The sequence below is a fragment of the Streptomyces sp. HUAS MG56 genome (assembly GCF_058673395.1).
Map to the genome: position 1 here is coordinate 3,454,426 of NZ_CM178722.1, position 22,697 is coordinate 3,477,122.

At 72.4% G+C, this 22,697-nt stretch carries 19 protein-coding genes and 1 pseudogene; 5 read left to right on the forward strand and 15 right to left on the reverse strand.

What is annotated here, in order from left to right:
* Positions 1 to 5: 5 nt before the first annotated feature.
* From AC4OXY_RS16455 to AC4OXY_RS16465, 3 genes are all read right to left on the reverse strand, one after another.
* Positions 6 to 1,202 (reverse strand): IS110 family RNA-guided transposase, encoded by a 1,197-nt coding sequence (locus tag AC4OXY_RS16455; protein ID WP_491994612.1) that lies wholly within the window; start codon positions 1,200 to 1,202, stop codon positions 6 to 8.
* A 254-nt stretch (positions 1,203 to 1,456) separates the two neighbouring features.
* A complete protein-coding gene (locus AC4OXY_RS16460; RefSeq protein ID WP_491994132.1) occupies positions 1,457 to 2,152 on the reverse strand; it encodes a uracil-DNA glycosylase in 696 nt (231 codons plus the stop codon).
* Positions 2,153 to 2,273: 121 nt separating this feature from the next.
* Positions 2,274 to 3,635, reverse strand: coding sequence for a M20/M25/M40 family metallo-hydrolase (locus tag AC4OXY_RS16465; protein WP_491994133.1), 1,362 nt, complete (start codon positions 3,633 to 3,635; stop codon positions 2,274 to 2,276).
* Positions 3,636 to 3,824: 189 nt separating this feature from the next.
* On the opposite strand from AC4OXY_RS16465, the gene AC4OXY_RS16470 reads away from it, so the two are divergent.
* Positions 3,825 to 4,676 (forward strand): RNA-binding S4 domain-containing protein, encoded by an 852-nt coding sequence (locus tag AC4OXY_RS16470; RefSeq protein ID WP_491994134.1) that lies wholly within the window; start codon positions 3,825 to 3,827, stop codon positions 4,674 to 4,676.
* A 59-nt stretch (positions 4,677 to 4,735) separates the two neighbouring features.
* On the opposite strand, the gene AC4OXY_RS16475 is transcribed toward AC4OXY_RS16470, so the two are convergent.
* The 3 genes from AC4OXY_RS16475 to AC4OXY_RS16485 form a co-directional block, all read right to left on the reverse strand.
* Complete coding sequence (locus AC4OXY_RS16475; RefSeq protein ID WP_376290750.1) at positions 4,736 to 5,185, reverse strand: DoxX family protein; 450 nt, start codon at positions 5,183 to 5,185, stop codon at positions 4,736 to 4,738.
* 158 nt (positions 5,186 to 5,343) lie between these two features.
* Positions 5,344 to 6,027: a class I SAM-dependent methyltransferase gene (locus AC4OXY_RS16480; RefSeq protein ID WP_376290747.1), complete on the reverse strand. Its 684-nt coding sequence runs from the start codon at positions 6,025 to 6,027 to the stop codon at positions 5,344 to 5,346.
* Between the two features lie 99 nt (positions 6,028 to 6,126).
* Positions 6,127 to 7,035 (reverse strand): acyltransferase domain-containing protein, encoded by a 909-nt coding sequence (locus tag AC4OXY_RS16485; protein WP_491994135.1) that lies wholly within the window; start codon positions 7,033 to 7,035, stop codon positions 6,127 to 6,129.
* A gap of 110 nt (positions 7,036 to 7,145) precedes the next feature.
* Here AC4OXY_RS16485 and AC4OXY_RS16490 point away from each other — a divergent pair, with 110 nt between their 5' ends.
* A complete protein-coding gene (locus tag AC4OXY_RS16490) occupies positions 7,146 to 7,469 on the forward strand; it encodes a DUF6343 family protein (protein ID WP_356021213.1) in 324 nt (107 codons plus the stop codon).
* A gap of 34 nt (positions 7,470 to 7,503) precedes the next feature.
* On the opposite strand, the gene AC4OXY_RS16495 is transcribed toward AC4OXY_RS16490, so the two are convergent.
* The 4 genes from AC4OXY_RS16495 to rpsA form a co-directional block, all read right to left on the reverse strand.
* Positions 7,504 to 7,884: a tetratricopeptide repeat protein gene (locus AC4OXY_RS16495; protein ID WP_356021210.1), complete on the reverse strand. Its 381-nt coding sequence runs from the start codon at positions 7,882 to 7,884 to the stop codon at positions 7,504 to 7,506.
* A gap of 50 nt (positions 7,885 to 7,934) precedes the next feature.
* The gene (gene coaE, locus AC4OXY_RS16500) at positions 7,935 to 8,546 is read right to left on the reverse strand and encodes a dephospho-CoA kinase (RefSeq protein ID WP_356021208.1); all 612 of its coding nucleotides are present in this window, start codon (positions 8,544 to 8,546) and stop codon (positions 7,935 to 7,937) included.
* 45 nt (positions 8,547 to 8,591) lie between these two features.
* Complete coding sequence (locus AC4OXY_RS16505; protein ID WP_356021206.1) at positions 8,592 to 9,530, reverse strand: PAC2 family protein; 939 nt, start codon at positions 9,528 to 9,530, stop codon at positions 8,592 to 8,594.
* A 180-nt stretch (positions 9,531 to 9,710) separates the two neighbouring features.
* Positions 9,711 to 11,201: a 30S ribosomal protein S1 gene (gene rpsA, locus AC4OXY_RS16510; protein ID WP_071375501.1), complete on the reverse strand. Its 1,491-nt coding sequence runs from the start codon at positions 11,199 to 11,201 to the stop codon at positions 9,711 to 9,713.
* 225 nt (positions 11,202 to 11,426) lie between these two features.
* Here rpsA and AC4OXY_RS16515 point away from each other — a divergent pair, with 225 nt between their 5' ends.
* Positions 11,427 to 12,401: a class I SAM-dependent methyltransferase gene (locus tag AC4OXY_RS16515; protein ID WP_491994136.1), complete on the forward strand. Its 975-nt coding sequence runs from the start codon at positions 11,427 to 11,429 to the stop codon at positions 12,399 to 12,401.
* A 94-nt stretch (positions 12,402 to 12,495) separates the two neighbouring features.
* A complete protein-coding gene (gene hrpB, locus AC4OXY_RS16520) occupies positions 12,496 to 15,051 on the forward strand; it encodes an ATP-dependent helicase HrpB (protein ID WP_491994137.1) in 2,556 nt (851 codons plus the stop codon).
* Here the strand turns inward: hrpB and pgfA are convergent.
* The 3 genes from pgfA to AC4OXY_RS16535 form a co-directional block, all read right to left on the reverse strand.
* Positions 15,041 to 16,033, reverse strand: coding sequence for a cell envelope lipid trafficking protein PgfA (gene pgfA, locus AC4OXY_RS16525; RefSeq protein ID WP_356021199.1), 993 nt, complete (start codon positions 16,031 to 16,033; stop codon positions 15,041 to 15,043). The two genes, hrpB and pgfA, sit on opposite strands and share 11 nt — an antisense overlap.
* Positions 16,034 to 16,054: 21 nt before the next feature.
* Complete coding sequence (locus AC4OXY_RS16530; RefSeq protein ID WP_356021197.1) at positions 16,055 to 16,189, reverse strand: SPW_0924 family protein; 135 nt, start codon at positions 16,187 to 16,189, stop codon at positions 16,055 to 16,057.
* A 142-nt stretch (positions 16,190 to 16,331) separates the two neighbouring features.
* Positions 16,332 to 18,077, reverse strand: a complete 1,746-nt coding sequence (locus tag AC4OXY_RS16535) for a lytic transglycosylase domain-containing protein (RefSeq protein WP_356021195.1) — start codon at positions 18,075 to 18,077, stop codon at positions 16,332 to 16,334.
* A gap of 317 nt (positions 18,078 to 18,394) precedes the next feature.
* On the opposite strand from AC4OXY_RS16535, the pseudogene AC4OXY_RS16540 reads away from it, so the two are divergent.
* Positions 18,395 to 19,250 (forward strand): annotated as a pseudogene (locus tag AC4OXY_RS16540) (DUF4184 family protein).
* Here the strand turns inward: AC4OXY_RS16540 and AC4OXY_RS16545 are convergent.
* Together AC4OXY_RS16545 and polA are read right to left on the reverse strand one after the other, a co-directional pair.
* Entirely contained in the window at positions 19,159 to 19,584 is a 426-nt protein-coding gene (locus tag AC4OXY_RS16545) for a hypothetical protein (RefSeq protein ID WP_356021193.1), read from the reverse strand. The pseudogene AC4OXY_RS16540 and the gene AC4OXY_RS16545 overlap by 92 nt on opposite strands.
* Before the next feature lie 245 nt (positions 19,585 to 19,829).
* On the reverse strand, positions 19,830 to 22,556 hold the full coding sequence (gene polA / locus AC4OXY_RS16550; RefSeq protein WP_491994138.1) for a DNA polymerase I: 2,727 nt from the start codon (positions 22,554 to 22,556) through the stop codon (positions 19,830 to 19,832).
* Positions 22,557 to 22,697: the final 141 nt, after the last annotated feature.

A 22,697-nucleotide genomic window follows, 5' to 3' on the forward strand; every position in this document is an offset into this window, starting at 1 on the left:
TGTTGTCAAGCGGCTGCGGTCACCGGCGGTGTGACTTGGTAGCACCGCCGGTCACGGATCAGGGCCCAGATGACGTTGACGCGTCGGCGGGCGAGGGCGAGCACGGCCTGGACATGCTTCTTGCCCTCGGCGCGTTTGCGGTCGTAGAACTTCCGCGAGTTGGGGTCGTAGCGGACGCTGACCAGCGCGGAGGTGTAGAAGACGCGTTGGAGCCTTCGGTGGTAGGTGATCGGCCGGTGGAGGTTGCCGCTGACCTTGCCCGAGTCGCGAGGGGCGGGGGCGACGCCGGCGAAGGCTGCCAGAGCGTCCGGAGAGTCGAACTCGTCCAGGTCGCCGCCGACGGCTGCGAGGAACTCGGCACCGAGGGTCGCGCCGATGCCGGGGACGCTCAGGATGATGTCGGCGAGTTCGTGCTCGCGAAACCGGCCCTCGATGAGCTTGTCCATCTCGGCGATCTGCTCGTTGAGGGCCATCACCTCCTCGGCCAGGGTGTGGACCAGCTTCGCGATGATCTTCTCCCCCGGGATGGAGGTGTGCTGGCGCTCGGCGGCCTCAACGGCTGCTTCGGCCAGGGTTCTCGCGTTGCGGACTTTGCGGTTGGCCAGCCACTTCGTCAGCCGCATGACGCCGGCCCGGCGGATCGCGGGCGGCGTCTGGTAGCCCGTCAGAAGCCTGAGCGGGCCGGTGTTGGTCACGTCCAGGGCTCGTTCCAAAGCCGGGAACATGCTCAGCAGGGTGCCGCGCAGGCGGTTGACGACGCGGGTGCGGTCCTCGACCAGGTCGGACCGGCGTCCGGTCAGCAGCTTGAGTTCCACGGCGGCCTCGTCGCCAGGGCGGATGGGCCGCAGGTCCCGGCGCATCCTGGCCTGGTCGGCGATGACGTAGGCGTCACGGGCGTCGGTCTTGCCCTCGCCGCGGTAGCCGTCGGAGGCCCGGTTCACCAGTCGGCCGGGCATGTAGAGGACCTCCTGGCCGTGGCTGACCAGCAGGGCCAGCAACAGCGCGGGTTCCCCGCCGGTCATGTCGATGGCCCAGGTGACCTCACGGCCGCCAGCCAGGTCCAGGATGTCACCGATCAGCTTCAGCAGCTCGGGCTCGTCGTTGGCGACCCGCCGCGACAACAGCGTCTTGCCGTCCGCGTCCAGAGCAAGGCCGTGATGGTGGCCCTTGCCGCTGTCGATCCCCGCCCATATCCGGCTCATCATGCTCCTGACGTGCGTATTCGTTCTGCTCGTACCACAGACGACCTCGCCGGCATTGCTCTACACAGCGACTTGTTCGCACTTCCTAATCGGCGGCCGAGTCGTCGTGGGGTGCCGGGCGGCGAAGCGTCGTATGCCACGAGACGGCAGCCGCCTGATAGCCACACCCAGCACCCCTGGGCGACCCAACCCTACGAATGGCTCGATCAACCCGATCAAGAAGGTAGAGCCGTCTGACCGAGGTGCGTTACCGGTCACGGCAGTCCCGCCGTCCGCGCCGCCGTGCGCAGCACCTCGCGCAGCATCTCGGGGGTGAGCCTGCCGGTGAAGGTGTTGCGCTGGCTGACATGGAAACAGCCGAAGAGGTCGAGGCCGTCGAGCGCGACCCGGGTGCCGTGGGCGAAGGCCGGGCGCGGCCGGGGTACGGCCCAGCCCGCCTCGGCGAACGCGGGCAGCGCGGCCTGCCAGCCGAAGGCACCGAGGACGACGGCGGCTCTGAGCGTCGGGCGCAGCAGCTTCAGCTCCTGGACCAGCCAGGGGCGGCAGGTGTCGCGCTCGCCGGCCGTCGGGCTGTTGGCGGGCGGCGCGCAGTGCACGGGCGCGGTGACGCGGACGCCGTACAGCTCCAGTCCGTCGTCGACGCTGACCGAGGTGGGCTGCGAGGCGAGCCCCACGTCGTACAGCGCCTGGTAGAGCACGTCCCCGGAGCGGTCGCCGGTGAACATGCGGCCGGTGCGGTTGCCGCCGTGCGCGGCGGGGGCGAGACCGATGATCACCAGCCGGGCGTCGGCCGGGCCGAAGCCGGGCACCGGTCGCCCCCAGTACGTCCAGTCGGCGAACGCGGCCCGCTTCGTCCGGGCCACCTCCTCGCGCCACTCCACCAGCCGGGGACAGGCCCGGCAGTCCGCGACGCGCCCGTCGAGCCGGGCGAGGGCAGCGCTGTCGTCCATACCGTCACCGTATGCCCCCGCGCGGGGCGCGGTTCAGACGAACGCGGCTGCCGGCGCCACGAAGACGCGGATCAGCAGGTCGACGTCGACCTTGATGTCGACGTCGCCGTCGATGTCGATGTCACCTGTCCGCCCCGGCCCGGTCCTGCGCCGCGAGGCTCGCGTAGTTCTCCACGAACGCGCACATCGCCACGACCGTGTTGCGCAGCTCCGACAGCAGCACGCGCTCGTTCGGGGCATGCAGATTGCACAGGTTGTCCTGGGCGCCGAAGAGCAGCACCTCCGCGTCCGGCGCGGCCCTGGCGAGCCCGTTGACCAGCGGGATCGAACCCCCGGTGGCGATGTACGCCGGCTCGGTGCCCCATGCTCGCGCAAGCGCGTCGAGCGCCGCCCGGTAGGCCGGACCACCGGTGACGGCCTCGAATCCCGGGCCGGTGCCGCCGGGGGTGACGGTGAGCGGCACGCCGTACGGTCTGAGCACCCGCAGATGCTCGGCCAGCGCCGACAGCGCCTCGCGTGGATCCTGCCGGGGGTGGAAGCGCAGGTTCAGCTTGGCCCGGGCGTACGGGACGACGGCGGAGGCGGCGTGGTCGACGCTCGGGGCGTCGAGCCCGATGACCGTGATCGCCGGGCCGCTCCACAACCGCTCCCCCAGCGTCCCGCTCCCCATGAGCGGCAGGTCCTCGCCCACCCCGGCCAGCTCGCGGAACTCGTCGTCGGTGTACCCGGCCCCCGACCACGGCTCCCGCCACAGCCCCTCCACCGCGACGTCGCCGTGCACGTCATGCAGCGTCGCCAGCGCCTTGAGCAGGACGAGCAGGGCATCGGGGGCGGCCCCGCCGAACTCACCGCTGTGCCGGGGCTCGGCCAGGGTACGGGCCTCCACGATCACATCGGCGGTCCCGCGCAGCCCGGTGGTCAGGGTCGGGGTGCCGGGCCGCAGATTTCCCAGGTCGGCGATCACCATCGCGTCGCACGCGAACCGCTCCGGATCGGTCGGCGGGTACGTGTCGAACTGACTGCCGTACTCCTCCTGTCCCTCGAAAACGATCTTCACCCCGACCGGCGGCCGCCCCTCGTACGCCCGCAGCATGCCGAGGTGTGCGATGACGTTCGCCTTGTCGTCCGCGATGCCACGGGCGCGCAGCCCGCCCTCGATCGGCGTGGGCTCGAACGGCGGCGACAGCCACAGCCTCTCGTCACCGGCCGGCTGGACGTCGTAGTGGGAGTACAGCAGGACGGTCGGCGCGGCCGGATCCGGCGGCGGAATCTCCGCGAAGATCACCGGCGCGGTGCCGGGCAGATCGATCCGCTCGATGTGCTCCACGCCGACGCCGCGCAGCATTTCCACGAGCAGATCGTGCGCCGCATGCACCGGCTCCTCCGGATAGCCGGGATACGCCACGGAGGGAATCTCGGCCAGCCGCACCAGATCGGCGCGCAGCCCCTCCATCAACGCATCCACCCTGCCCGCCGTGTCCACGCCACCTCCTGCGCTCGGGTCCGGTCAACGACAACAGCCTCTGGGGTACACCGGTCCGACGCATCCGGGGTGAGCCAGGGGGGTGCGGCCGGCGAGCGGCGAGGGCAGCCCCTCGCACTCCTCGCGCTGTGGAGCGCGCCCCGGAAAAACACGGCCGGCTCGGTCCGCCCGGGGAGTTAAGGTCGGGACATGGCTTCCGAGGATGCGGACGACACCGTGAACCGTGAGACCGCCGGGCCGGGGGGAACGAGCCCCGCCCCGAACACCTCCGGCTCCGGAACACCGGCCGCCCACCCCCTCGATCCCGAGATCACCGCCGCGGTGGCCGCCGCCGAGGCCGCGGGGCCGTCGACCGGCGAATCGGTCCGGATCGACAGCTGGATCTGGGCCGTACGCCTGATCAAGACGCGCTCCCTCGGTGCGACCGCCTGCCGGGGCGGCCACGTGCACGTGAACGGCGAGCGGGTGAAGCCCGCACACTCCCTGCACGTCGGCGACGAGGTGCGTCTGCGGCACGAGGGCCGGGAACGGGTCGTGATCGTCAAGCGCCTGATCCGCAAGCGGGTCGGCGCCCCCGTGGCCGTCCAGTGCTACATCGACAACTCACCGCCGCCCCCGCCCCGCGATGCCATGGCCCCGGCCGGCCTCCGCGACCGGGGCACCGGCCGCCCCACCAAGCGAGACCGCCGCGAGATGGAACGCCTCCGCGGCCTCGGCAGCCTGCCCGGCGCCCCGAGCGGCCTCGCGGGACCAAGAGGCTTCTCCGGCCCTGGAAGCTTCGCCGGCCTCGGCGGCTTCGCGAAGCCTGATGGCTTCGCCGGACCCGGTGGTCCGGGCGGCCCGGGTGGCGCCGGCGAGCGCGGTGGACGGGGCAGCCGTGGTGGCTCCGGTGATGCGGGCGGGCGGGGCACGTCCGGGGGAGCCGGCGGCCGTGCGGACCGAGGTGGCGGATCGGGCAGGCCCGGCGGAACCGGTGGGCGGGATCGGGCCGGTGGATCCGGTGGGCGTGGTGGATCGGGTGGGCGCTCTCGGGGTCGGTGATCCGCCGCCCGTCTCTCCTCCCGTCTCCTCCCCTCTCTCCTCTCGGCTCGCCTCCCTGCTCACCCCCGCCGAACCAGCCCCAGCAACGCACGGTTGGACCCACGGCGCGCCCAGGCGATCGCGATGAGCGGCACCATCAGGATCACCGGGGTCGCCGCGTTCTGGCCGTGGAAGGCGGTGAGCTGGACGACGAACGCGCCCACCATCAGCGCGCTGAGGGCGATCGCAGCCACGGACTGGAGCAGCGGTATCAACAGGGCGACGGCTCCGGCGAGTTCGAGCGCGCCGATGGTGTACATGGCCCCGCCGCCCCAGCCGATCTTGTCGAAGGACTCGACGGCGGAGGGGTGTGCGATGAGCTTGGGCAGGGCACTCGCGATGCCGTAGAACAGGGCGAGCAACACCTGCACCGAGCGCAGCGCGACCCCGGCCCATCGGGCCCGGCCGGTGTGGGTGCCGACGGAGGACGCGGACGTCGTGGCGCTGGCGGAAGCGGCAGTCTGGGACATGAGGGTCTCCTGGGTGAAGCGGTGCTGTGTGCTTTCACCGAGGTAGACCCGACGAGTCCCGGAAACTCATCGCTCATCGCCTCCGCCTCTCCGCCCTACCGCCTCTCCGCCCACCGCCGGTGCCGGCACCGGCGTCGGTGCCAACACCGGCACGTCCGCTACGGCTTCGATACGGCCCGCACCCACGTCCGGTCCGGTGTCAGGTACGCGTCCACCTCCAGTCCCGCCTCCGCCAGTGCCGACTCGAACGCCTCCTTCGTCAGGGGCCGGGCCAGGAAGGTCTGGGTCCAGGCCGCGTCCGGGAACGTGTACTCGGCCCGGACCGAGTTCACCCCGTCTCCGACGGGCTCCACCGAGGCGATCCGTATCGTGAAGCCGCTCGGGTCGACCCGCTCCCTCGGCACGTTCGTGTGGTAGTCCTCGCCCTCCCGTTGGATGAGCACCCAGCCGCCCTTCGCCACATGCCGGGCACAGGTGCGCAGCAGGCCGCGGCGGACCTCCTCGTCGCCGGCGTGCACGAGGCACGACGCCAGCATCACCACGTCGAACCGCTCACCGCCCAGGTCCAGTTCCTCGATCGGAGCGCACACCGTGCGTGCCCCGCGGACGCGGGCCAGCATGTCGGCGGACTCGTCCACCGCCGTGACCGTGAAGCCCCGTTCGAGCAGGGGGTGGGTCATCCGGCCCACTCCGCTGCCCAGTTCCAGGATGTGTGCGCCCGCCGGCACCGCCGCGGCGATGATGTCCGGCGCGTCGCCCGCCGGCAGCCGCTCGTACAGCTCGACCGCGCAGCCGTCCGGGGTGATGGCTCCGGGTCCCGTGCCCTCGTGTCCCTCACGCATTTCGACCGTCATGCCCGAACAACGGCCGGTCCCCGCACGCCCGTTCCTCTTCCGCGCCAGTTCACCCGTTCGAGTTACCCCGCGCCCGCCCCGTGCCGTTCAGCCGGGGAACGGGAACCATCCGTGCCCGATGTACCAGTGGCCGCCGGCCCGCAGATGGTCCCCCACCGCACGCTCCACGGACGTGCGCCGCGGCAGCTCCGCGACCGGCAGTCCGGGGTCCCCGAAGACGAACTGGACGGGCTCGGTGTCGGCCGGTTCGGAGTCCTCGCGAGCGGTGCGGAACCGGTCCTGGAACCGGATGATGTTGGAGTCGGCCGACAGATAGCGTCTCAACTGCCGGTCCAGCAGCCAGGAGTGGCACAGCGCCGCCACCGGCCGCTCCTCGGGGAAGTGCCGGGCGAAGAACTCACGGGCCCACGCGAGCGAGCGGTCGCAGGCGGCCGGGGTCAGCGGGCCGTGGAAGTCGGGGATGTGCAGGTTCAGACAGGGTGTGCCGGGCACCGCGGCCGCTCCGGCCGCCGCGATCACCGGCGCCGAGCGCTGCCCGAGCCGCGCCCGCTCGAACTGCAACCGGCCCAGCTGGAACAGCTCACCGCGGAAGTGCCGGACCAGCCAGCACCGCGCCTGCACGCCGGTCGTGCCGTGCCGTCTGCGGTGTGCCGCCATGTGCCGGCCCAGGTCGGCCAGGGTGCGCCGGGAGATCTCGGGCGGGATGCCGCGGTCCCGGTGCCGGACGAGGGTGCGCGGGATCGCGGCGAGGAAGACGTATGCGGGGAAGGTGCGGCTCAGCTGCTGCGGCGCCGCGTCGAAGGGTTCCGCCAGGTCGGGCGGGTGGCCGGTCCCCTCCGGGCCGCGGAACAGCGCCTCGACGCACTCCTCGACGAGCCGCAGCAGGCCCGGATCGGCGGCGATCCTGCGCCGTTCGGCCACCAGGTCGTTGATGTCCTCGTGCGGCACGGAGAGGTCGAGGAGCAGTTCGGGCAGGTCGTCGGCGTCCGGCAGCACGGGATCCCCCTTCGGTGAACGACGTGCCACCGGCACGCGAGGGCCCGATGCGCACCGTTGGTGAACGTCGTTCCCGAAGAGTACGTTGCAGGGAGGAGTGGTGGTGTGCCATGCGTACGGGCAGTGAACCGTCGACCGCGCGCAGTGCGCTGCGGGCGCGGTTCTGGCTGAGCGTGTGGGGGCTGGTCTGGTCGATCTTCGGCACGGCCGCGTTCGTGCTGGCCGGGCGCCCCGGCTGGGCGGCGGCCTGCGGGGTGCTGTGGCTGGTCGTCACCGTCGACATGACCATGATCCTCCGGCACATGCGGCAGGGCCCGCACTACCAGCCGGGCCGTGACGTACCGCCGTATCCGCCGCCGGACGACGTGCCGCCGTACCGGCCGGCGCGGAGCCGGCCGCCGTACCCGCACTGGCCGAGGCACCGGCATCCGTGACCGCCCGGCACCGGGTCGCCGGTCGCGGGGCCGGTCAGTCGTCGAAGCGGGCCGCCTTCAGATACTGCGGATTCGGGTCGAGCGCGGCCGCCAGCCGGAAATGGCGTTTGGCCTGGTCGGAGCGGCCCTGGCGTTCGTAGGTGCGGGCCAGCGCGAAGTGCGCGAACGCGTTGTCCGGCTCGCGCTCCAGCACGATGGTGAACTCCAGCTCGGCGGGCCGCAGTTGCGCCGCGGCGAAGAAGGCACGCGCGCGGAGCAGTCGGGCTGCGGTGTTCTCGGGGTGTGCGGCGATGACTCCGTCGAGAAGTTTCACCGCGCCCCGCGGGTCCCGTGAGTTGAGCAGCTGCTCGGCTGCACGGAAGTCGATGACATGCGTTTCCGGAGTACGTCCGGTGGAACCGCTGGTCTCGGGCACGGCAGAGTCCTTCCCTCACTCGGAGCGTTCAACGCCCGGTCAGGGGCCCGCTATTCCGCGGACGCCTCGCGAGCGCGTCGTACGAGCTCGTCCCACACGGCGGCGACACGCTTGTGCAGCGTGTCCAGGGGGACGTCGTTGTCGATCACGATGTCCGCTGCCTCCCGGCGCTGTGCGCGCGTGGCCTGCGCGGCCATGCGCGCGCGTGCGTCCTCCTCGGTCATTCCGCGCAGCCGTACCAGCCGGTCGAGCTGGGTCTCGGGGCTCGCGTCCACGACGATCACGAGGTCGTAGAGCGGCGCCAGACCGTTCTCGGTGAGGAGGGGTACGTCATGGATCACGACGGCGTCGGGGGCCGCGGCCTCCTCCAGTTCGCGGGAGCGGAGGCCGACCAGGGGATGCACGACCGAGTTCAGCACGGCGAGCTTCTCGGGGTCGGCGAAGACGATGGACCCGAGCCGGGGCCGGTCCAGGCTGCCGTCGGCCGCGAGGACGTCCGTGCCGAAGGCCTCGACCACGGACGCGAGACCGGGGGTGCCCGGCGCCACGACCTCGCGCGCGATGCGGTCCGCGTCGATCAGCACGGCGCCGTGCTCCACGAGCAGCCGGGACACCTCGCTCTTGCCGGCGCCGATGCCACCGGTCAGGCCCACTTTCAGCATGTGCCGAAGCTTAGGCCCTGCCACTGACAACGGAACCGGCGGAGGTCAGTTGTCGCCCTCCCGCTCGGCCAGGAAGCGCTCGAACTCCCGGCCGATCTCGTCGGCGGACGGAATCTCCGCCGGCTCCGCGAGCATGTTGCCCCGGGTCTCGGCGCCGGCCGCGGCGTCGTACTGGTGCTCCAGGCCCTGGACGAGCGCGGTCAGTTCCTCGTCGCCCTCCCGGATCTGGCGGTCGATCTCCGTCTGCGTGCGGTGCGCCTCCGTGCGCAGCGCGTGCGCCACGCCCGGGAGGACCAGGCCGGTGGCGGCCGTGATGGCCTCCAGCACCGTGAGGGCCGCGTCCGGGTACGGGGAGCGGGCGATGTAGTGCGGGACGTGTGCGGCGACGCCCAGGACGTCGTGCCCGGCCTCGCTGAGGCGGTACTCCACCAGCGACTCGGCGCTGCCGGGCACCTGGGCCTCCTCGAAGGGGCTGCGGTGGCCGGGGACGAGGTCGGTGCGGTTCCCGTGCGGGGTGAGACCGACCGGGCGGGTGTGCGGGACGCCCATGGGGATGCCGTGGAAGTTCACGGACAGGCGCACGCCGAGCCGCTCCACGATCTGCCGTACGGCGGCGGCGAAGCGCTCCCACTCCACGTCGGGCTCGGGCCCGGACAGCAGCAGGAAGGGGGCGCCCGTGGTGTCCTGGACGAGGCGGACCTCCAGGGTCGGGTCCTCGTACTCGGTCCAGTGGTCCCGCTTGAAGGTCAGCAGGGGCCGGCGGGCCCGGTAGTCCACGAGCCGGTCGTGGTCGAAACGGGCGACGAGCTGGTGGGGCAGTGAGTCGAGCAGCCGGTCGACGATCTGGTCGCCGGTCTCACCCGCGTCGATGTATCCGTCGAAGTGGTAGAGCATGACAAGGCCGGCCGACTCCTGGGCGAGCGCCATGTCGACAACGGCGAGGCCCTTCGGCTCCCATGCGTACAAACCCTGCGGATCAAGCACTGTGACCGCTCCTCCTCGTGTTCCTCAGGGTCAACGCCCTCTGGACCGGGGGCATTCCCGCCCGGCACTTTCCTGATCAAGGAAGCAGGCGCCAGTCCCCCGGAGAACGCCTGAGGGGCCGCACCTCGGAAGGTACGGCCCCTCAGGACCAGCTATCGGCTAGGCCTCAGCGGTGAGCGTTCAGCTCTGGCCGCCGGCCAGCTTCTCGCGCAGCGCGGCCAGCGCCTCGTCCGAGGCCAGCGCACCGGAGGTGTCGGCGCCCTCGGAGGAGTACGAGCCACCGGTCGCGGCCGGAGCCGCAGCCTCGCCGCCCTCGGCCGCGGCAGCGGCGTCGGCCTCGCGGGACTTGATGACCTGCTGCTGGTGCTGCTCGAAGCGGGCCTGCGCCTCGGCGTACTGGCGCTCCCACTCCTCGCGCTGCTTCTCGTAGCCCTCGAGCCAGTCGTTGGTCTCGGGGTCGAAGCCCTCGGGGTAGATGTAGTTGCCCTGGTCGTCGTAGGACGCGGCCATGCCGTACAGGGTCGGGTCGAACTCGACCGAGGCCGGGTCGGCACCGAAGGACTCGTTGGCCTGCTTCAGCGAGAGGCTGATGCGACGACGCTCGAGGTCGATGTCGATGACCTTGACGAAGATCTCGTCGTTGACCTGGACGACCTGCTCCGGGATCTCCACGTGGCGCTCGGCCAGCTCGGAGATGTGGACCAGACCCTCGATGCCCTCGTCCACGCGGACGAACGCACCGAACGGAACCAGCTTGGTGACCTTACCCGGGACGACCTGGCCGATCTGGTGGGTCCGGGCGAACTGCTGCCACGGGTCTTCCTGGGTCGCCTTCAGCGACAGGGAGACGCGCTCGCGGTCCATGTCCACGTCGAGGACCTCGACGGTGACTTCCTGGCCGACCTCGACGACCTCGGACGGGTGGTCGATGTGCTTCCAGGACAGCTCGGAGACGTGGACCAGACCGTCGACGCCACCCAGGTCCACGAAGGCACCGAAGTTGACGATCGAGGAGACCACACCGGAGCGGACCTGACCCTTCTGGAGGGTCGTGAGGAACGTCTGGCGGACCTCGGACTGGGTCTGCTCCAGCCAGGCACGGCGGGACAGGACCACGTTGTTGCGGTTCTTGTCCAGCTCGATGATCTTCGCCTCGAGCTCCTTGCCCACGTAGGGCTGGAGGTCGCGGACGCGGCGCATCTCGACCAGGGAGGCCGGGAGGAAGCCGCGGAGGCCGATGTCGAGGATGAGACCACCCTTGACGACCTCGATGACGGTACCGGTGACGATGCCGTCCTCTTCCTTGATCTTCTCGATGGTGCCCCAGGCACGCTCGTACTGGGCGCGCTTCTTCGAGAGGATCAGGCGGCCTTCCTTGTCCTCCTTCTGGAGGACGAGGGCCTCGATCTCGTCACCGACGGCGACGACCTCGTTGGGGTCGACGTCGTGCTTGATCGAGAGCTCGCGGCTCGGGATGACACCTTCGGTCTTGTAACCGATGTCGAGCAGGACCTCGTCCCGGTCGACCTTCACGATGACGCCGTCGACGATGTCGCCGTCGTTGAAGTACTTGATCGTCTCGTCGATCGCGGCGAGGAAGGCTTCCTCGTTACCGATGTCGTTGACCGCAACCTGCGGGGTGGTGGCGGTGGTCTCGGTGCTGCTCGTCATGTGGGAAAGGGCTCCGGTACGGACATTGAAGTCGTAGGTACTGCTACGCCGGGAGCCCGTATCGCTCTGATGAAGCCGGACAGCCAAGGAAGCGCCACACAAAACCGCTGGTGGCGCCTCGACAACCGAGGGGACATACAACAGATGCGAGCGCAGCCTGCTACGTCTGAGGTGCGCAGGCCCGCAGCGCAACTTGTAGCATACGGGGGCAGCCGGACAGGGTCAATGCGCGAAGGCGCACACGGGGGGCGGATAGCCGCATACCCGGCAGAAGAAACGTCCCAGTTGGCCGCACGCAGGCCTCCGGGACCCTTCCGTGGCAGACCCCGGCGGGTTGGACGGAAGAGTACGACGAGGGAGCCGATCATCCAAGAGCCGGAAAGCTATGACCCGGGCAACACCGTGGATTCCACCTCGGAGGCCACACGGCGTGACGCCGGTGTCACGGAGAGCGCGCGGGCCAATCGGGGCTGGTGGGACCGCAACGCGGACGAGTACCAGGTCGAGCACGGCACGTTCCTCGGCGACGACCGCTTCGTGTGGGGTCCGGAGGGCCTGGACGAGGTGGAGGCCGAGCTGCTCGGCCCGCTGGAGGAGCTGAAGGGCAAGGAGGTCCTGGAGATCGGCGCGGGCGCGGGCCAGTGCGCGCGCTGGCTGGCCGCCCAGGGGGCCCGGCCGGTGGCGCTGGACCTCTCGCACCGCCAGCTCCAGCACGCCCTGCGGATCGGCGGATCGTTTCCGCTCGTCTGCGCGGACGCCTCCGCGCTGCCGTTCGCGGACGGCTCCTTCGACCTGGCGTGTTCCGCGTACGGGGCGCTGCCGTTCGTCGCGGACCCGCGGCTGGTGCTGCGCGAGGTGCGCCGGGTGCTGCGGCCGGGCGGACGGTTCGTCTTCTCGGTGACACACCCGATCCGCTGGGCGTTCCCGGACGAGCCGGGCCCCGAGGGCCTGTCGGTGTCCTCCTCGTACTTCGACCGGACGCCGTACGTGGAGCAGGACGAGCAGGGGCGGGCGGTCTACGTCGAGCACCACCGGACTCTCGGCGACCGCGTCCGGGACGTCGTGGCCTCCGGTTTCCGGCTGGTGGACCTCGTGGAGCCGGAGTGGCCGGCCTGGAACACCTCGGAGTGGGGCGGCTGGTCCCCGCTGCGCGGGAGCCTGCTCCCGGGCACAGCGATCTTCGTGTGCGAGCGCGACTGACCCTCACCGGTGTTCTCCGTGTGCCTCCCTTCGCCTGCGAAGGGAGGCACACGCGCGCGTGGGGTGCGTTTCCCGTCGTACGACACTGGGGGGCGTGATCCGTTACGACGCCCTGGACGCGCTGCCCGTGCGCTCCGCCCTGCCCGACCTGACCGACGCCCTGGAGGCGGACGGCACCGCCGTCCTGGTGGCGCCGCCCGGCACCGGCAAGACGACGCTGGTGCCGCTGGTGCTGGCGGGGCTGGTCGGGGGCGGTCCGGCGCGGCGGGTCGTGGTGGCCGAGCCGCGGCGGATCGCGGCGCGGGCGGCGGCCCGGCGGATGGCGTGGCTGCTGGGCGAGAAGCCCGGTGAGAGCGTGGGCTTCACGGTGCGCGGTGAGCGGGCCGTGGGGCGGCACACGCGCGTGGAGGTCGTGACGACCGGTGTGCTGCTCCAGCGGCTGCAACGGGACCCGGAGCTGCCGGGCGTCGACGTCGTCGTGCTCGACGAGTGCCATGAACGGCATCTGGACGCCGACACGGCGGCCGCCTTCCTCTGGGACGTGCGGCAGACGCTGCGGCCGGAGCTGCGGCTCGTGGCCGCGTCGGCGACGACGGACGCGGCGGGCTGGGCCCGGCTGCTCGGCGGGGCGCCGGTGGTCGAGGCGGCGGGCGTCGCGCATCCGGTGGAGGTGGTGTGGGCGCCCCCGGCGCGGCCGGTACGGCCGCCGCACGGGATGCGGGTCGATCCGGCGCTGCTGGCGCACGTGGCGTCGGTGGTGCGGCGGGCGCTGGCCGAGCGGGCGGGCGACGTGCTGTGTTTCCTGCCCGGTGTCGGCGAGATCGCGCGCGTGGCCGGGCAGCTCGGGGACCTGGGGGACGCCGAGGTGCTCCAGGTGCACGGGCGGGCGCCGGCCGCGGTGCAGGACGCGGTGCTGGCGGGCGGTCAGCGGCGCCGGGTCGTGCTGGCCACGTCCGTCGCCGAGTCGTCGCTGACCGTGCCCGGGGTGCGCGTGGTGGTCGACGCGGGGCTGGCGCGGGAGCCGCGGGTGGACCACGCGCGCGGGCTGAGCGGGCTGACGACCGTACGGGCGTCGCGGGCGGCCGGGCGGCAGCGGGCCGGGCGCGCGGGGCGTGAGGCGCCGGGGGCGGTGTACCGGTGCTGGACGGAGGCCGAGGACGGCCGTCTGCCGGCCTTTCCGGCGCCGGAGATCAAGCTGGCCGACCTGACCGCGTTCGCCCTTCAGGCGGCCTGCTGGGGCGATCCCGACGCCTCCGGGCTGGCGCTGCTGGATCCGCCGCCGGGTGGGGCGATGGCGGCCGGGCGCTCCGCGCTGGCGGCCGTGGGGGCGGTGGACTCCGCCGGGCGGGCCACGGGGCTCGGGGTGCGGTTGGCGCGGCTGGGGGTGCACCCCCGGCTGGGGCGGGCGTTGCTGGACACCTCGGGTGCGGGTGCGGAGGTGGTCGCGCTGCTCTCCGAGGAGGTGCCGCGGGACTACGGGGACGATCTTGCCGGTGCGTTGCGACGTGCGCGGCGTGGGGGTGACGCCTACGCGGGGCGGTGGGCCGCGGAGGTTCGGCGACTGCGGGCCGTCGCCGCCGATCCCGCCCGACCGCCGGCCCAGGACTCCGGGTCGGATGACTCCCGAGCGGACGGCTTCCGGTCGGAGAGTGCCGTTCACGTGGGGCCGGGCACCGAGGTCGACCGGCTCGCCGGACTCGTCGCCGCGCTCGCCTTTCCCGAGCGGGTGGCCAAGCTCGACGGCGGGTCGTACCTCATGGCCTCCGGGACCCGGGCCGAGCCGGCCGACGGGTCGGCGTTGCGCGGGGCGCCGTGGATCGTGGTGGCAGTCGCCGACCGGCCCGGCGGCACGGGGCACGCGCGTGTGCGGCTCGCGGCTGCCGTGCGGGAGGACGTGGCCCGGTCCGCCGCCGGGTCCCTGCTGAGCGAGCGGGACGAGGTGCGCTGGGCCGACGGGGATGTCGTGGCCCGGCGGGTCGAGCGGCTGGGGGCCATCGAGCTGGCCGTGCGGCCGCTGCGGGACGCCGAGCCTGCCCTCGTGCGCGGCGCTCTCCTCGACGGCCTCCGGCAGGACGGGCTCGGGCTGTTGCGCTGGTCGCGGGAGGCGGAGACGCTGCGCCGGCGGCTGGCCTTTCTGCGGACGCATCTCGGGGATCCGTGGCCGGACGTGTCCGACGACGCGCTCCACGCGCGCGTGGACGAGTGGCTGGAGCCGGAGCTGAGCCGGGCTCGCCGGCGGGCCGATCTCGCGCGGATCGACGCCGGACAGGCGCTCACGCGGCTGCTGCCGTGGGCGAGCGGGGAGGCGGGCCGGCTCGACGAGCTGGCGCCGGAGCGGATCGCCGTACCCAGCGGGTCCAGCATCCGGATCGACTACGACGATCCCGAACGGCCGGTGCTCGCCGTCAAGTTGCAGGAGATGTTCGGGCTGGACGAGACTCCGGCCGTGGCGGGGGTGCCGCTCCTGGTGCATCTGCTCTCCCCCGCCGGGCGGCCCGCCGCCGTCACGGCCGACCTGGCCTCCTTCTGGAAGGACGGCTACAAGGGCGTCCGAGCGGAGTTGCGCGGACGGTATCCGAAGCATCCGTGGCCCGAGGACCCGACGGCCGCCGAGCCCACCCGGCACACCAACGCGCGGCTCAGGCGCTGACCGGCTCGGGCTCCGCCGACTGCGCCGGGGCGGGGTCCTGGGGGTGGCGGGAGCGGGCCTCCAGGAGGAGGGAGAGCGCCAGGAGCAGGATCCCCAGGACGAGCGAGCCCCAGGGGACGTAGGAGGTGAGCGCCAGGACGAGGGTGCGGTTGTGCTTGACCAGGGCGACCGTGTGCTCGATGTAGTCCTCGCGCATCTTCACGTCACCGGCGAACGCCGTGACGCTCGCCCGGCCGCCGAGCAGGGTGCCGCCGCGCAGCTCCTCCTTGTGGTCCTCCTCGCCGTAGACGGGCGCGCCGGTGACGGGCTCGACCCAGAACTTGCGGACCGTGCTGTACCAGCGGGTCGTGCCCGTCCTGGCCACCGAATCCGGCGTGATGCCCTGCACGGGCATCGTCTTCGGCATGGGGACCTTGGTCCAGGGGATGGTCTGCTCGAAGTAGTAGACCTTCAGGCCGCGGAAGGTCTGCGTGCCCTTGTAGTGGATGGGGCTGGTGGTGCGGGTCTGGGCGTCGAAGTACTCGTAGTCGCGCTTCTGGGTCAGGAAGGGCCACTTGAACTCGATGCCCTGGCGGGTGACCGGGTCGCCGTCGACCATCTCGCCGGTGGCGTGCACGGGGTCCTGGGTGTGGGCGTCGAAGATGTAGCGCTCGGGGACCTTGGAGACCATCTTGCCGTCGGGGCCCTGGACGTAGGACAGGCTGTCCCAGACGACGACCGGCCGCCCCGCCGTCTTCTCGATCCTCTTCGCGGCCGCCACGTTGCCCTTGAGGGTCTGCACGATGGTGACCTCGGGGACCTTCCTGGCCTGCATGGTGCCGTAGTCGAGGAGGGTGGCGTCCTTGGCCTCCAGGACCATGTCCTGGTACTGGTTCGCGGGGATCCTGGCCAGGCGCGGGAAGGCGTACCAGCGCATCAGCGGGGACAGCGCCGCGCAGAAGACGGCGCAGGCGAGCAGGATCAGACTGGCCTTGCGGCGCATCTCGGCCTCCCTGCCGGTCGGTTAGGGGTGCGCGGGCACCGTGGTCAGCAGCGGTTTCGGGGAGGTCGCGGCGTCCGGTGTGCCCATCGCGGTGATCGTGAGGACCAGGGCGACCGCGACGACGAGACCGGTCGCGGCGGCGATCAGGGCGCGCATACGGCCTCCCGACAGGCCTGAGCTGATACTCCGTCAGATCCGGCACCGTAGCAACGCCCGGGCGAGAAGAGAACACGTTGCACACATGGATGAGGGGCGCCCCACCGCCGTGGCGGAGGAACGCCCCTCGGGCGACGAGCGGTTACGCGGACGGGCTCGGCGACGGGCTGGGGCTCGCCGAGGTGTCGGCGGCGGCGACCTTCAGTTCGACCGTGAGGACCGCGCCGCCGGTGGTGGTGATCCGGAGCAGGAAGGTGCCGGTGGCGTCGTCGGCGTACAGCTTCGGCAGCGTGAGCAGGCCCTTGGCGTCGGTCTGGAGACCGGTGAGGGTGCGGACCGTCTTGCCCTTCGCGTCCTTGAAGTAGGGGCCCTTGTCGTTCTCGCTCGGGTCGAGGGGCGACTTGATCAGGGCGGCGGTGGCCGCGACCTTGTCCGCGACGGCGCCCTTGTACGTCGCCTTCACCTGGACCTGGTCGGCGAACTCGCCGCCCGGGGTGCAGGTCAGCGGGGTGTCGCTGGTGCGGGTCAGGGTGTCGGCGGCGCGCGCTGTCACGGTGGCCGTGTAGTCGACGCCCTGGGTCGAGCGGCCCACGACGGTCGCGGTGACCTTGAAGTCGCCGGTCTTCTCGCCCGCCTGGAGCGCGGGGGCGAGGGCGACGCCCTTGGTGTCCGTGACGACCGTGGCCACGCTCTCGCCGCCGGCGAACGTGGTGTCGGTGTCGCCGCTGATCGTGAACCGGATCCGCACCTTGGCGACGGCGTTGCCCAGCTTGGTCGCGGCGCGGGTGGAGATCCGCTCGGTGAAGGTGTCGCCGGCCATCGCGGTGAGCTGGGTGGTGCCCGCGTTCTCCAGGTGGTCCACCGTGTCCGTGGGGGTCGGTGTGGGCGTCGGCACGGGCGGCTTGGACGGGGTCGGGCCGGGGCTGCCGCTTCCGCCGGGCTTGCCCGGTGCGCTGGGCTTCGGGTGCGGCTTCGGGCCGGGCTTGGCCTTCGGCGGGCCGGAGGGCGTCGGCGACGGTGACGTGGTGCGCCCGGTGCCGTCGTCGCTGCGGTGGCTGGGCAGGCCGCCGGTGCCGTCGGGCACGGAGTGGCTGCCCTTGCGGTAGTACTCCAGCCAGCTCAGGACCGTGTTCAGGTAGTCCTGCGAGTTGTTGTAACTGAGGATCGCGCTGCTCAGGTCGGCCTCGCGCGAGAGGTCCCAGCCGTTGCGGCACAGGTAGTGCCCGGCGGCGAGGGCGGCGTCGTAGACGTTGTTGGGGTCCTTCTTGCCGTCGCCGTTGCCGTCGCGGCCGGCCCAGGCCCAGGTCGACGGGATGAACTGCATGGGGCCGACGGCCCGGTCGTACGCGGCGCTGCCGTCGTACGCCCCGTGGTCGGTGTCCTTGATGAGCGCGAAGCCGTTGCCGTCGAGCACCGGGCCCAGGATCGGGGTCAGCGTGGTGCCGTCGGCGCTGACCCGGCCGCCGTCGGCCTGGCCCGACTCGACCTTGCCGATGGCGGCGAGCAGTTGCCAGGGCAGGTTGCAGTCGGGCTTGGAGGAGCGCAGTTCGGCCTCGGCCTTCTTGTAGGCGTCGAGGACCGTCGCGGGTATGCCGGCCTCCCCGTCGCCCTGGGGGACCGGGGTGCCCGCGGTCGGCGTGGAGCTGGGGCTCGGGCTGGGGTTGGGGCTGTTCAGCGGCGGAAGGTCCGTGTAGTACGGCGAGTTGCCGGTGGCGCCGCCCCCGTCCGCGCCGGGTACGGGAGCGGAGGCCCCGGCCGCCGTCTGTCTGTCGTGGTCCCCGCCGGTCGCTCCCGGAGCCTGGGACGCGGACAGAGCCGCGACCGCCGCCGCGGCCACGGCGGTGGTCGCCGCCCCCTTGCGCAGCCGCCTGCCGAAATGCGCCGCCATAAAGTGACCCCTCCTGTGGACGCCCCTGCGTCCGTCTCCGTCCGTCCGTCTCGCTCTGGTGTGACGGTTGACCCGGCGCTCCGGTTGCGTCTGTTGCGCCGTGCCCGCTGTGCGGTGCGTGCGCCACGCGCGCGCCGGTCCGGCGCCGCTCGCGACCCTACGGCAACTTGTCTGACACGGGCACCTGTTCACGTCCGGTTTTCACCGGTTGGCCGACTCTCGTTCCCGCCCGCGGGTGCTCAGGGAGGTCCCGCATACCGAACGGGCCTGATCACCGCCACCGGTGGCACGGCCAAGGACCGTCCGAGGGGGTCCTGTTGCCGTTCACACTCAGCCATGCGGCGGCCGTCCTGCCGGCGGTGCGCCGGGACGGGACCGGGCGCGGCCCGCTGGTGCCGGCGGTGCTCGTGGCGGGCTCCTTCGCGCCCGACATGACCTTCTACGCGGCGAATGTCCTTCCCGGGGTATGGAGTTCGGTGCGGTCACGCACGCGTTCGCCGGCGTCGTCACGGTCGATGTGCTCATCGCCTGGGCGCTGGTGGGGCTGTGGCTGCCGGCCCGCGAACCGTTGCTCGCGCTGTTGACCCGGGGCGCGCAGGGCCGGCCGGCCGCGCTGCTGCGCTGCGGTGTGCCACGCGCGCGTGCGGGCCGTCGCGGTGGGGTGGTGGTACGTCTCCGCGGCGCTGGGCGCGCTGACGCATGTGGTCTGGGACGCGTTCACCCCATGACGGCCGCCGGGGGACCCGGCTGATTCCGGCTGTCGAACGGGACCGGCTGCTGGGCGTGCCGCTGGTCGCGTGGGTCCAGTACGGCTCGTCCGTGGCAGGTGCGGCCGTGCTCGCCGCGTTCGCCGTACGGGCGCTGCGCAGGCTGCCCGGCGGGGAGCCCGCGGGGGTGCCGGTGCTGTCCGTGCGGGACCGCTGGCGGGCCGGGGTGGTCGTCGGCGGCTGCGCGGTGGCCGGGGCGGTGCAGCGGGTGGCGCGGGAGTGGGCGGGCGGGGGTGCTCCGGCCCGGCCGGGTGACCTGGTGGCGGCCCTGTGTTTCGGGGTGGGCGCGGGGCTGCTGCTGTACGCCGCCGGGGTCAGGGCGTGGCGTCCGGTCCCGGCGCCGGACGGTCCCGGGGATCGCGGCGCGGCGGCCGCTGCGGGCCGGCGTCGGCCCGCCGGTCGGTGAGGGAGGCGACGAAGACCGTGAGGGTGGGCCGGGGGCGCGCTCTCGGGACGAGGCTGAGCGCGAGGGCGAGGTAGCCGCGGGCCAGGTCGGCCCACTGGCGCCAGTCCGGAACGCGGTCCGCACGGGCGGCCGGACCGGCACACCTGCGGCGCAGGTCCGCGGTGGCCGTACGGACGGTCCTCGCGAGGTCGACGGGGAGACGGGCGGTGCTGGCGCCGGCCGCGAGGGCTGGGACCGGCGAGACAGGCAGCCGGGCGTGCGTCGAGGAGATGCCTTGCCAGGCAGCCCGGATGTGTGCCTCGGGCGTCCGGCGGTGAAGCATGCGTATACCCATGCCCGCAGTGTTGCGGCTGCGGGGGGTGCGGGGCGTTTTGGCGGGGGCCACGTGAGTGACGGGCCCCTGCGGGGGAGGCCTGGCCGGTTCGCCGTGGTGGTGTCGGTCGGGTGCTGCGGGTGGGTGGGATCCGGGCGGGCGGGGTCCGGGCGGGCTTCGGCGGGTGCGGAGAAAGTCCCCGCACCCGAAGAGGGGCGTCATCCCGGGCCTTCGCCGGCAACGCCCCTCCGCCGAAGCGCCGCGGGCTAGTGCGCCGCGGACTCCCAGTCCGGGCCCGCGCCCACCGAGACGTCCAGGGGGGCCTTGAGGTGGACGGCGTTCGCCATCTCGCGGCGGACGAGCTCCTCCGCGGCTTGGTGCTCGCCGGGGGCGATCTCCAGGACGATTTCGTCGTGGACCTGGAGGAGCATCCGGGACTTCAGGTCCGCCGCCCGCAGCGCGCTGTCCACCTTGAGCATGGCGATCTTGACGATGTCCGCCGCCGTCCCCTGGATGGGGGCGTTGAGGGCCATGCGCTCGGCCGCCTCGCGGCGCTGGCGGTTGTCGCTGTTGAGGTCGGGGAGGTACCGGCGGCGGCCGAAGAGGGTCGCCGTGTAGCCCGTCGCCCGGGCCTCGTCGACCGCGCGGCGGAGGTAGTCGCGAACCCCGCCGAAGCGCTCGAAGTAGGTGTCCATCAGGGCGCGTGCCTCGCCCGCGTCGATGTTCAGCTGCTGGGAGAGGCCGAACGCGGACAGGCCGTAGGCGAGGCCGTACGACATCGCCTTGATCTTGCGGCGCATCTCCGCGTCCACCGCGTCCCGCTCGACCGCGAACACCTGGGAGGCGACCGTGGTGTGCAGGTCCTCGCCGGAGGTGAACGCCTCGATCAGGCCCTCGTCCTCGGAGAGGTGGGCCATCACGCGCAGCTCGATCTGGCTGTAGTCGGCGGTCATCAGGGACTCGAAGCCGTCGCCGACCACGAAGCCGCGGCGGATCGCCCGGCCCTCGTCGGTGCGCACCGGGATGTTCTGGAGGTTCGGGTCCGTGGAGGACAGCCGGCCGGTCGCGGCCACCGTCTGGTTGAAGGTCGTGTGGATACGGCCGTCGGCCGCGACGGTCTTGATCAGGCCCTCGACCGTGACGCGCAGCTTGGCCTGCTCGCGGTGGCGGAGCATGATGACCGGCAGTTCGTTGTCGGTCTGGGTGGCGAGCCAGGCCAGGGCGTCGGCGTCCGTGGTGTAGCCGGTCTTGGTCTTCTTGGTCTTCGGCAGGGCCAGCTCGTCGAAGAGGATCTCCTGGAGCTGCTTGGGCGAGCCCAGGTTGAACTCCCGGCCGGCGGCGGCGTGGGCCTCCTTCACGGCCTGCTGCACCGCGCCCGCGAAGGTCTGCTCCATGGCCTCCAGGTGCGCCCGGTCGGCCGCGATGCCGTGCCGCTCCATGCGGGCGAGCAGGGCGGAGGTGGGCAGCTCCATGTCGCGCAGCAGGTCCGCCGCGCCGACTTCCGCCAGGCGGGTCCCGAAGGCCCCGCCCAGGTCGAGGACCGCTCGGGCCTGGACCATCAGGGCCTCGGCCTCGGCGCCGTCGTCCGCGCCGAAGGCGAGCTGGCCGTCGGCCGCGGCGGCCGGGGCCAGCTCGCGGTGCAGGTACTCCAGGGACAGCGCGTCCAGGTCGAAGGAGCGGCGGCCCGGCTTGACCAGGTACGCGGCGAGCGCCGTGTCCATGGCGACGCCGTCGACGCTCCAGCCGTGCTCGGCGAAGACGCGCATGGCGCCCTTGGCGTTGTGGAACACCTTGGGACGGGCGGAGTCGGCCAGCCAGGCCGCGAACGCGTTCTCGTCGGCCTCGTCCAGCTCGGCCGGGTCGAACCAGACGGCCGCTCCCCCGGCCGCGGCGAGGGCCACCTCGGCGACCGAGCCGGTGCCCAGCGCCCAGGTGTCGACCGTGGCCACGCCCAGGGTGTCGGCGCCGTGCCCGGTGAGCCAGGGGGCCAGCTCGCCGGTGCCCAGGACCGCGCCGTCGATCTCCACGCCCTCGGTGGTGACCGGGGTGGTCTCGGCCTCCTCCGCGCCGGGGTCGACGGCGTAGAGCCGCTCGCGCAGCGACGGGTTGCGGATCTCCAGGGTGTCCAGGATCATCGCGACGGTCTTGCGGTCGTACGGCGCCCGCTCCAGCTCGGCGACCGTCTTCGGCAGCTCGACCGCGCGCTCCAGCTCGGTCAGGACGCGGTTGAGCTTGACCGACTCCAGGTGGTCGCGGAGGTTCTGCCCGGCCTTGCCCTTGACCTCCTCGACGCGCTCGACCAGCTCGGCGAAGGAGCCGAACTGGTTGATCCACTTCGCGGCGGTCTTCTCGCCCACGCCGGGGATGCCGGGGAGGTTGTCGGAGGGGTCGCCGCGCAGGGCCGCGAAGTCGGGGTACTGGGCGGGCGTCAAGCCGTACTTCTCGAAAACCTTCTCCGGGGTGAACCGGGTCAGCTCCGAGACGCCCTTCGTCGGGTAGAGCACCGTGATGTTCTCGGTGACCAGCTGGAAGGAGTCGCGGTCGCCGGTGACGATGAGCACCTCGAAGCCCGCGGCCTCGGCCTGCGTGGCGAGGGTGGCGATGATGTCGTCCGCCTCGAAGCCCTCGACGGCGAAGCGGGGCGCGTGCATCGCGTCGAGCAGCTCGCCGATCAGCTCGACCTGGCCCTTGAACTCGTCCGGGGCCTTGGACCGGTTCGCCTTGTACTCGGTGAAGCGCTCGGAGCGCCAGGTCTTGCGCGAGACGTCGAAGGCGACCGCGAAGTGCGTGGGCGCCTCGTCACGCAGGGTGTTGGCCAGCATCGACGCGAAGCCGTAGATCGCGTTCGTCGGCTGGCCGGTCGCGGTCGTGAAGTTCTCCGCGGGCAGCGCGAAGAACGCGCGATAGGCCAGCGAGTGCCCGTCCATGAGCATCAGCCGGGGACGGGCGGCGCCGGGGGTCTGGTCGGTCTTCTTCGCTGCTGTCTCTGCCACGTCCCCGATCCTGCCACGCCGCACTGACACTCCGTTCCGGGGCGGCCGAGGGTCGCGGCGCGGTCACTCGCTGTGCGGGCGGTGTCGCGGGAGAGGGGAGGAGCAGAGGGCACGGAGAGGCGGAGACCGGGGCGGCACCGT

Excerpts from the sequence above, each read along its gene's own strand:
- AC4OXY_RS16460 (WP_491994132.1), bottom strand. The coding sequence starts at position 2,152 with ATGGACGACAGCGCTGCCCTCGCCCGGCTCGACGGGCGCGTCGCGGAC.
- AC4OXY_RS16490 (WP_356021213.1), top strand. The coding sequence starts at position 7,146 with ATGCGTACGGGCAGTGAACCGTCGACCGCGCGCAGTGCGCTGCGGGCG.
- AC4OXY_RS16455 (WP_491994612.1), bottom strand. The coding sequence starts at position 1,202 with ATGAGCCGGATATGGGCGGGGATCGACAGCGGCAAGGGCCACCATCAC.
- coaE (WP_356021208.1), bottom strand. The coding sequence starts at position 8,546 with ATGCTGAAAGTGGGCCTGACCGGTGGCATCGGCGCCGGCAAGAGCGAG.
- AC4OXY_RS16470 (WP_491994134.1), top strand. The coding sequence starts at position 3,825 with ATGGCTTCCGAGGATGCGGACGACACCGTGAACCGTGAGACCGCCGGG.
- AC4OXY_RS16530 (WP_356021197.1), bottom strand. The coding sequence starts at position 16,189 with ATGCGCGCCCTGATCGCCGCCGCGACCGGTCTCGTCGTCGCGGTCGCC.
- AC4OXY_RS16535 (WP_356021195.1), bottom strand. The coding sequence starts at position 18,077 with ATGGCGGCGCATTTCGGCAGGCGGCTGCGCAAGGGGGCGGCGACCACC.
- pgfA (WP_356021199.1), bottom strand. The coding sequence starts at position 16,033 with ATGCGCCGCAAGGCCAGTCTGATCCTGCTCGCCTGCGCCGTCTTCTGC.
- AC4OXY_RS16480 (WP_376290747.1), bottom strand. The coding sequence starts at position 6,027 with ATGCGTGAGGGACACGAGGGCACGGGACCCGGAGCCATCACCCCGGAC.
- AC4OXY_RS16515 (WP_491994136.1), top strand. The coding sequence starts at position 11,427 with ATGCGCGAAGGCGCACACGGGGGGCGGATAGCCGCATACCCGGCAGAA.
- rpsA (WP_071375501.1), bottom strand. The coding sequence starts at position 11,201 with ATGACGAGCAGCACCGAGACCACCGCCACCACCCCGCAGGTTGCGGTC.
- AC4OXY_RS16545 (WP_356021193.1), bottom strand. The coding sequence starts at position 19,584 with ATGGGTATACGCATGCTTCACCGCCGGACGCCCGAGGCACACATCCGG.
- AC4OXY_RS16475 (WP_376290750.1), bottom strand. The coding sequence starts at position 5,185 with ATGTCCCAGACTGCCGCTTCCGCCAGCGCCACGACGTCCGCGTCCTCC.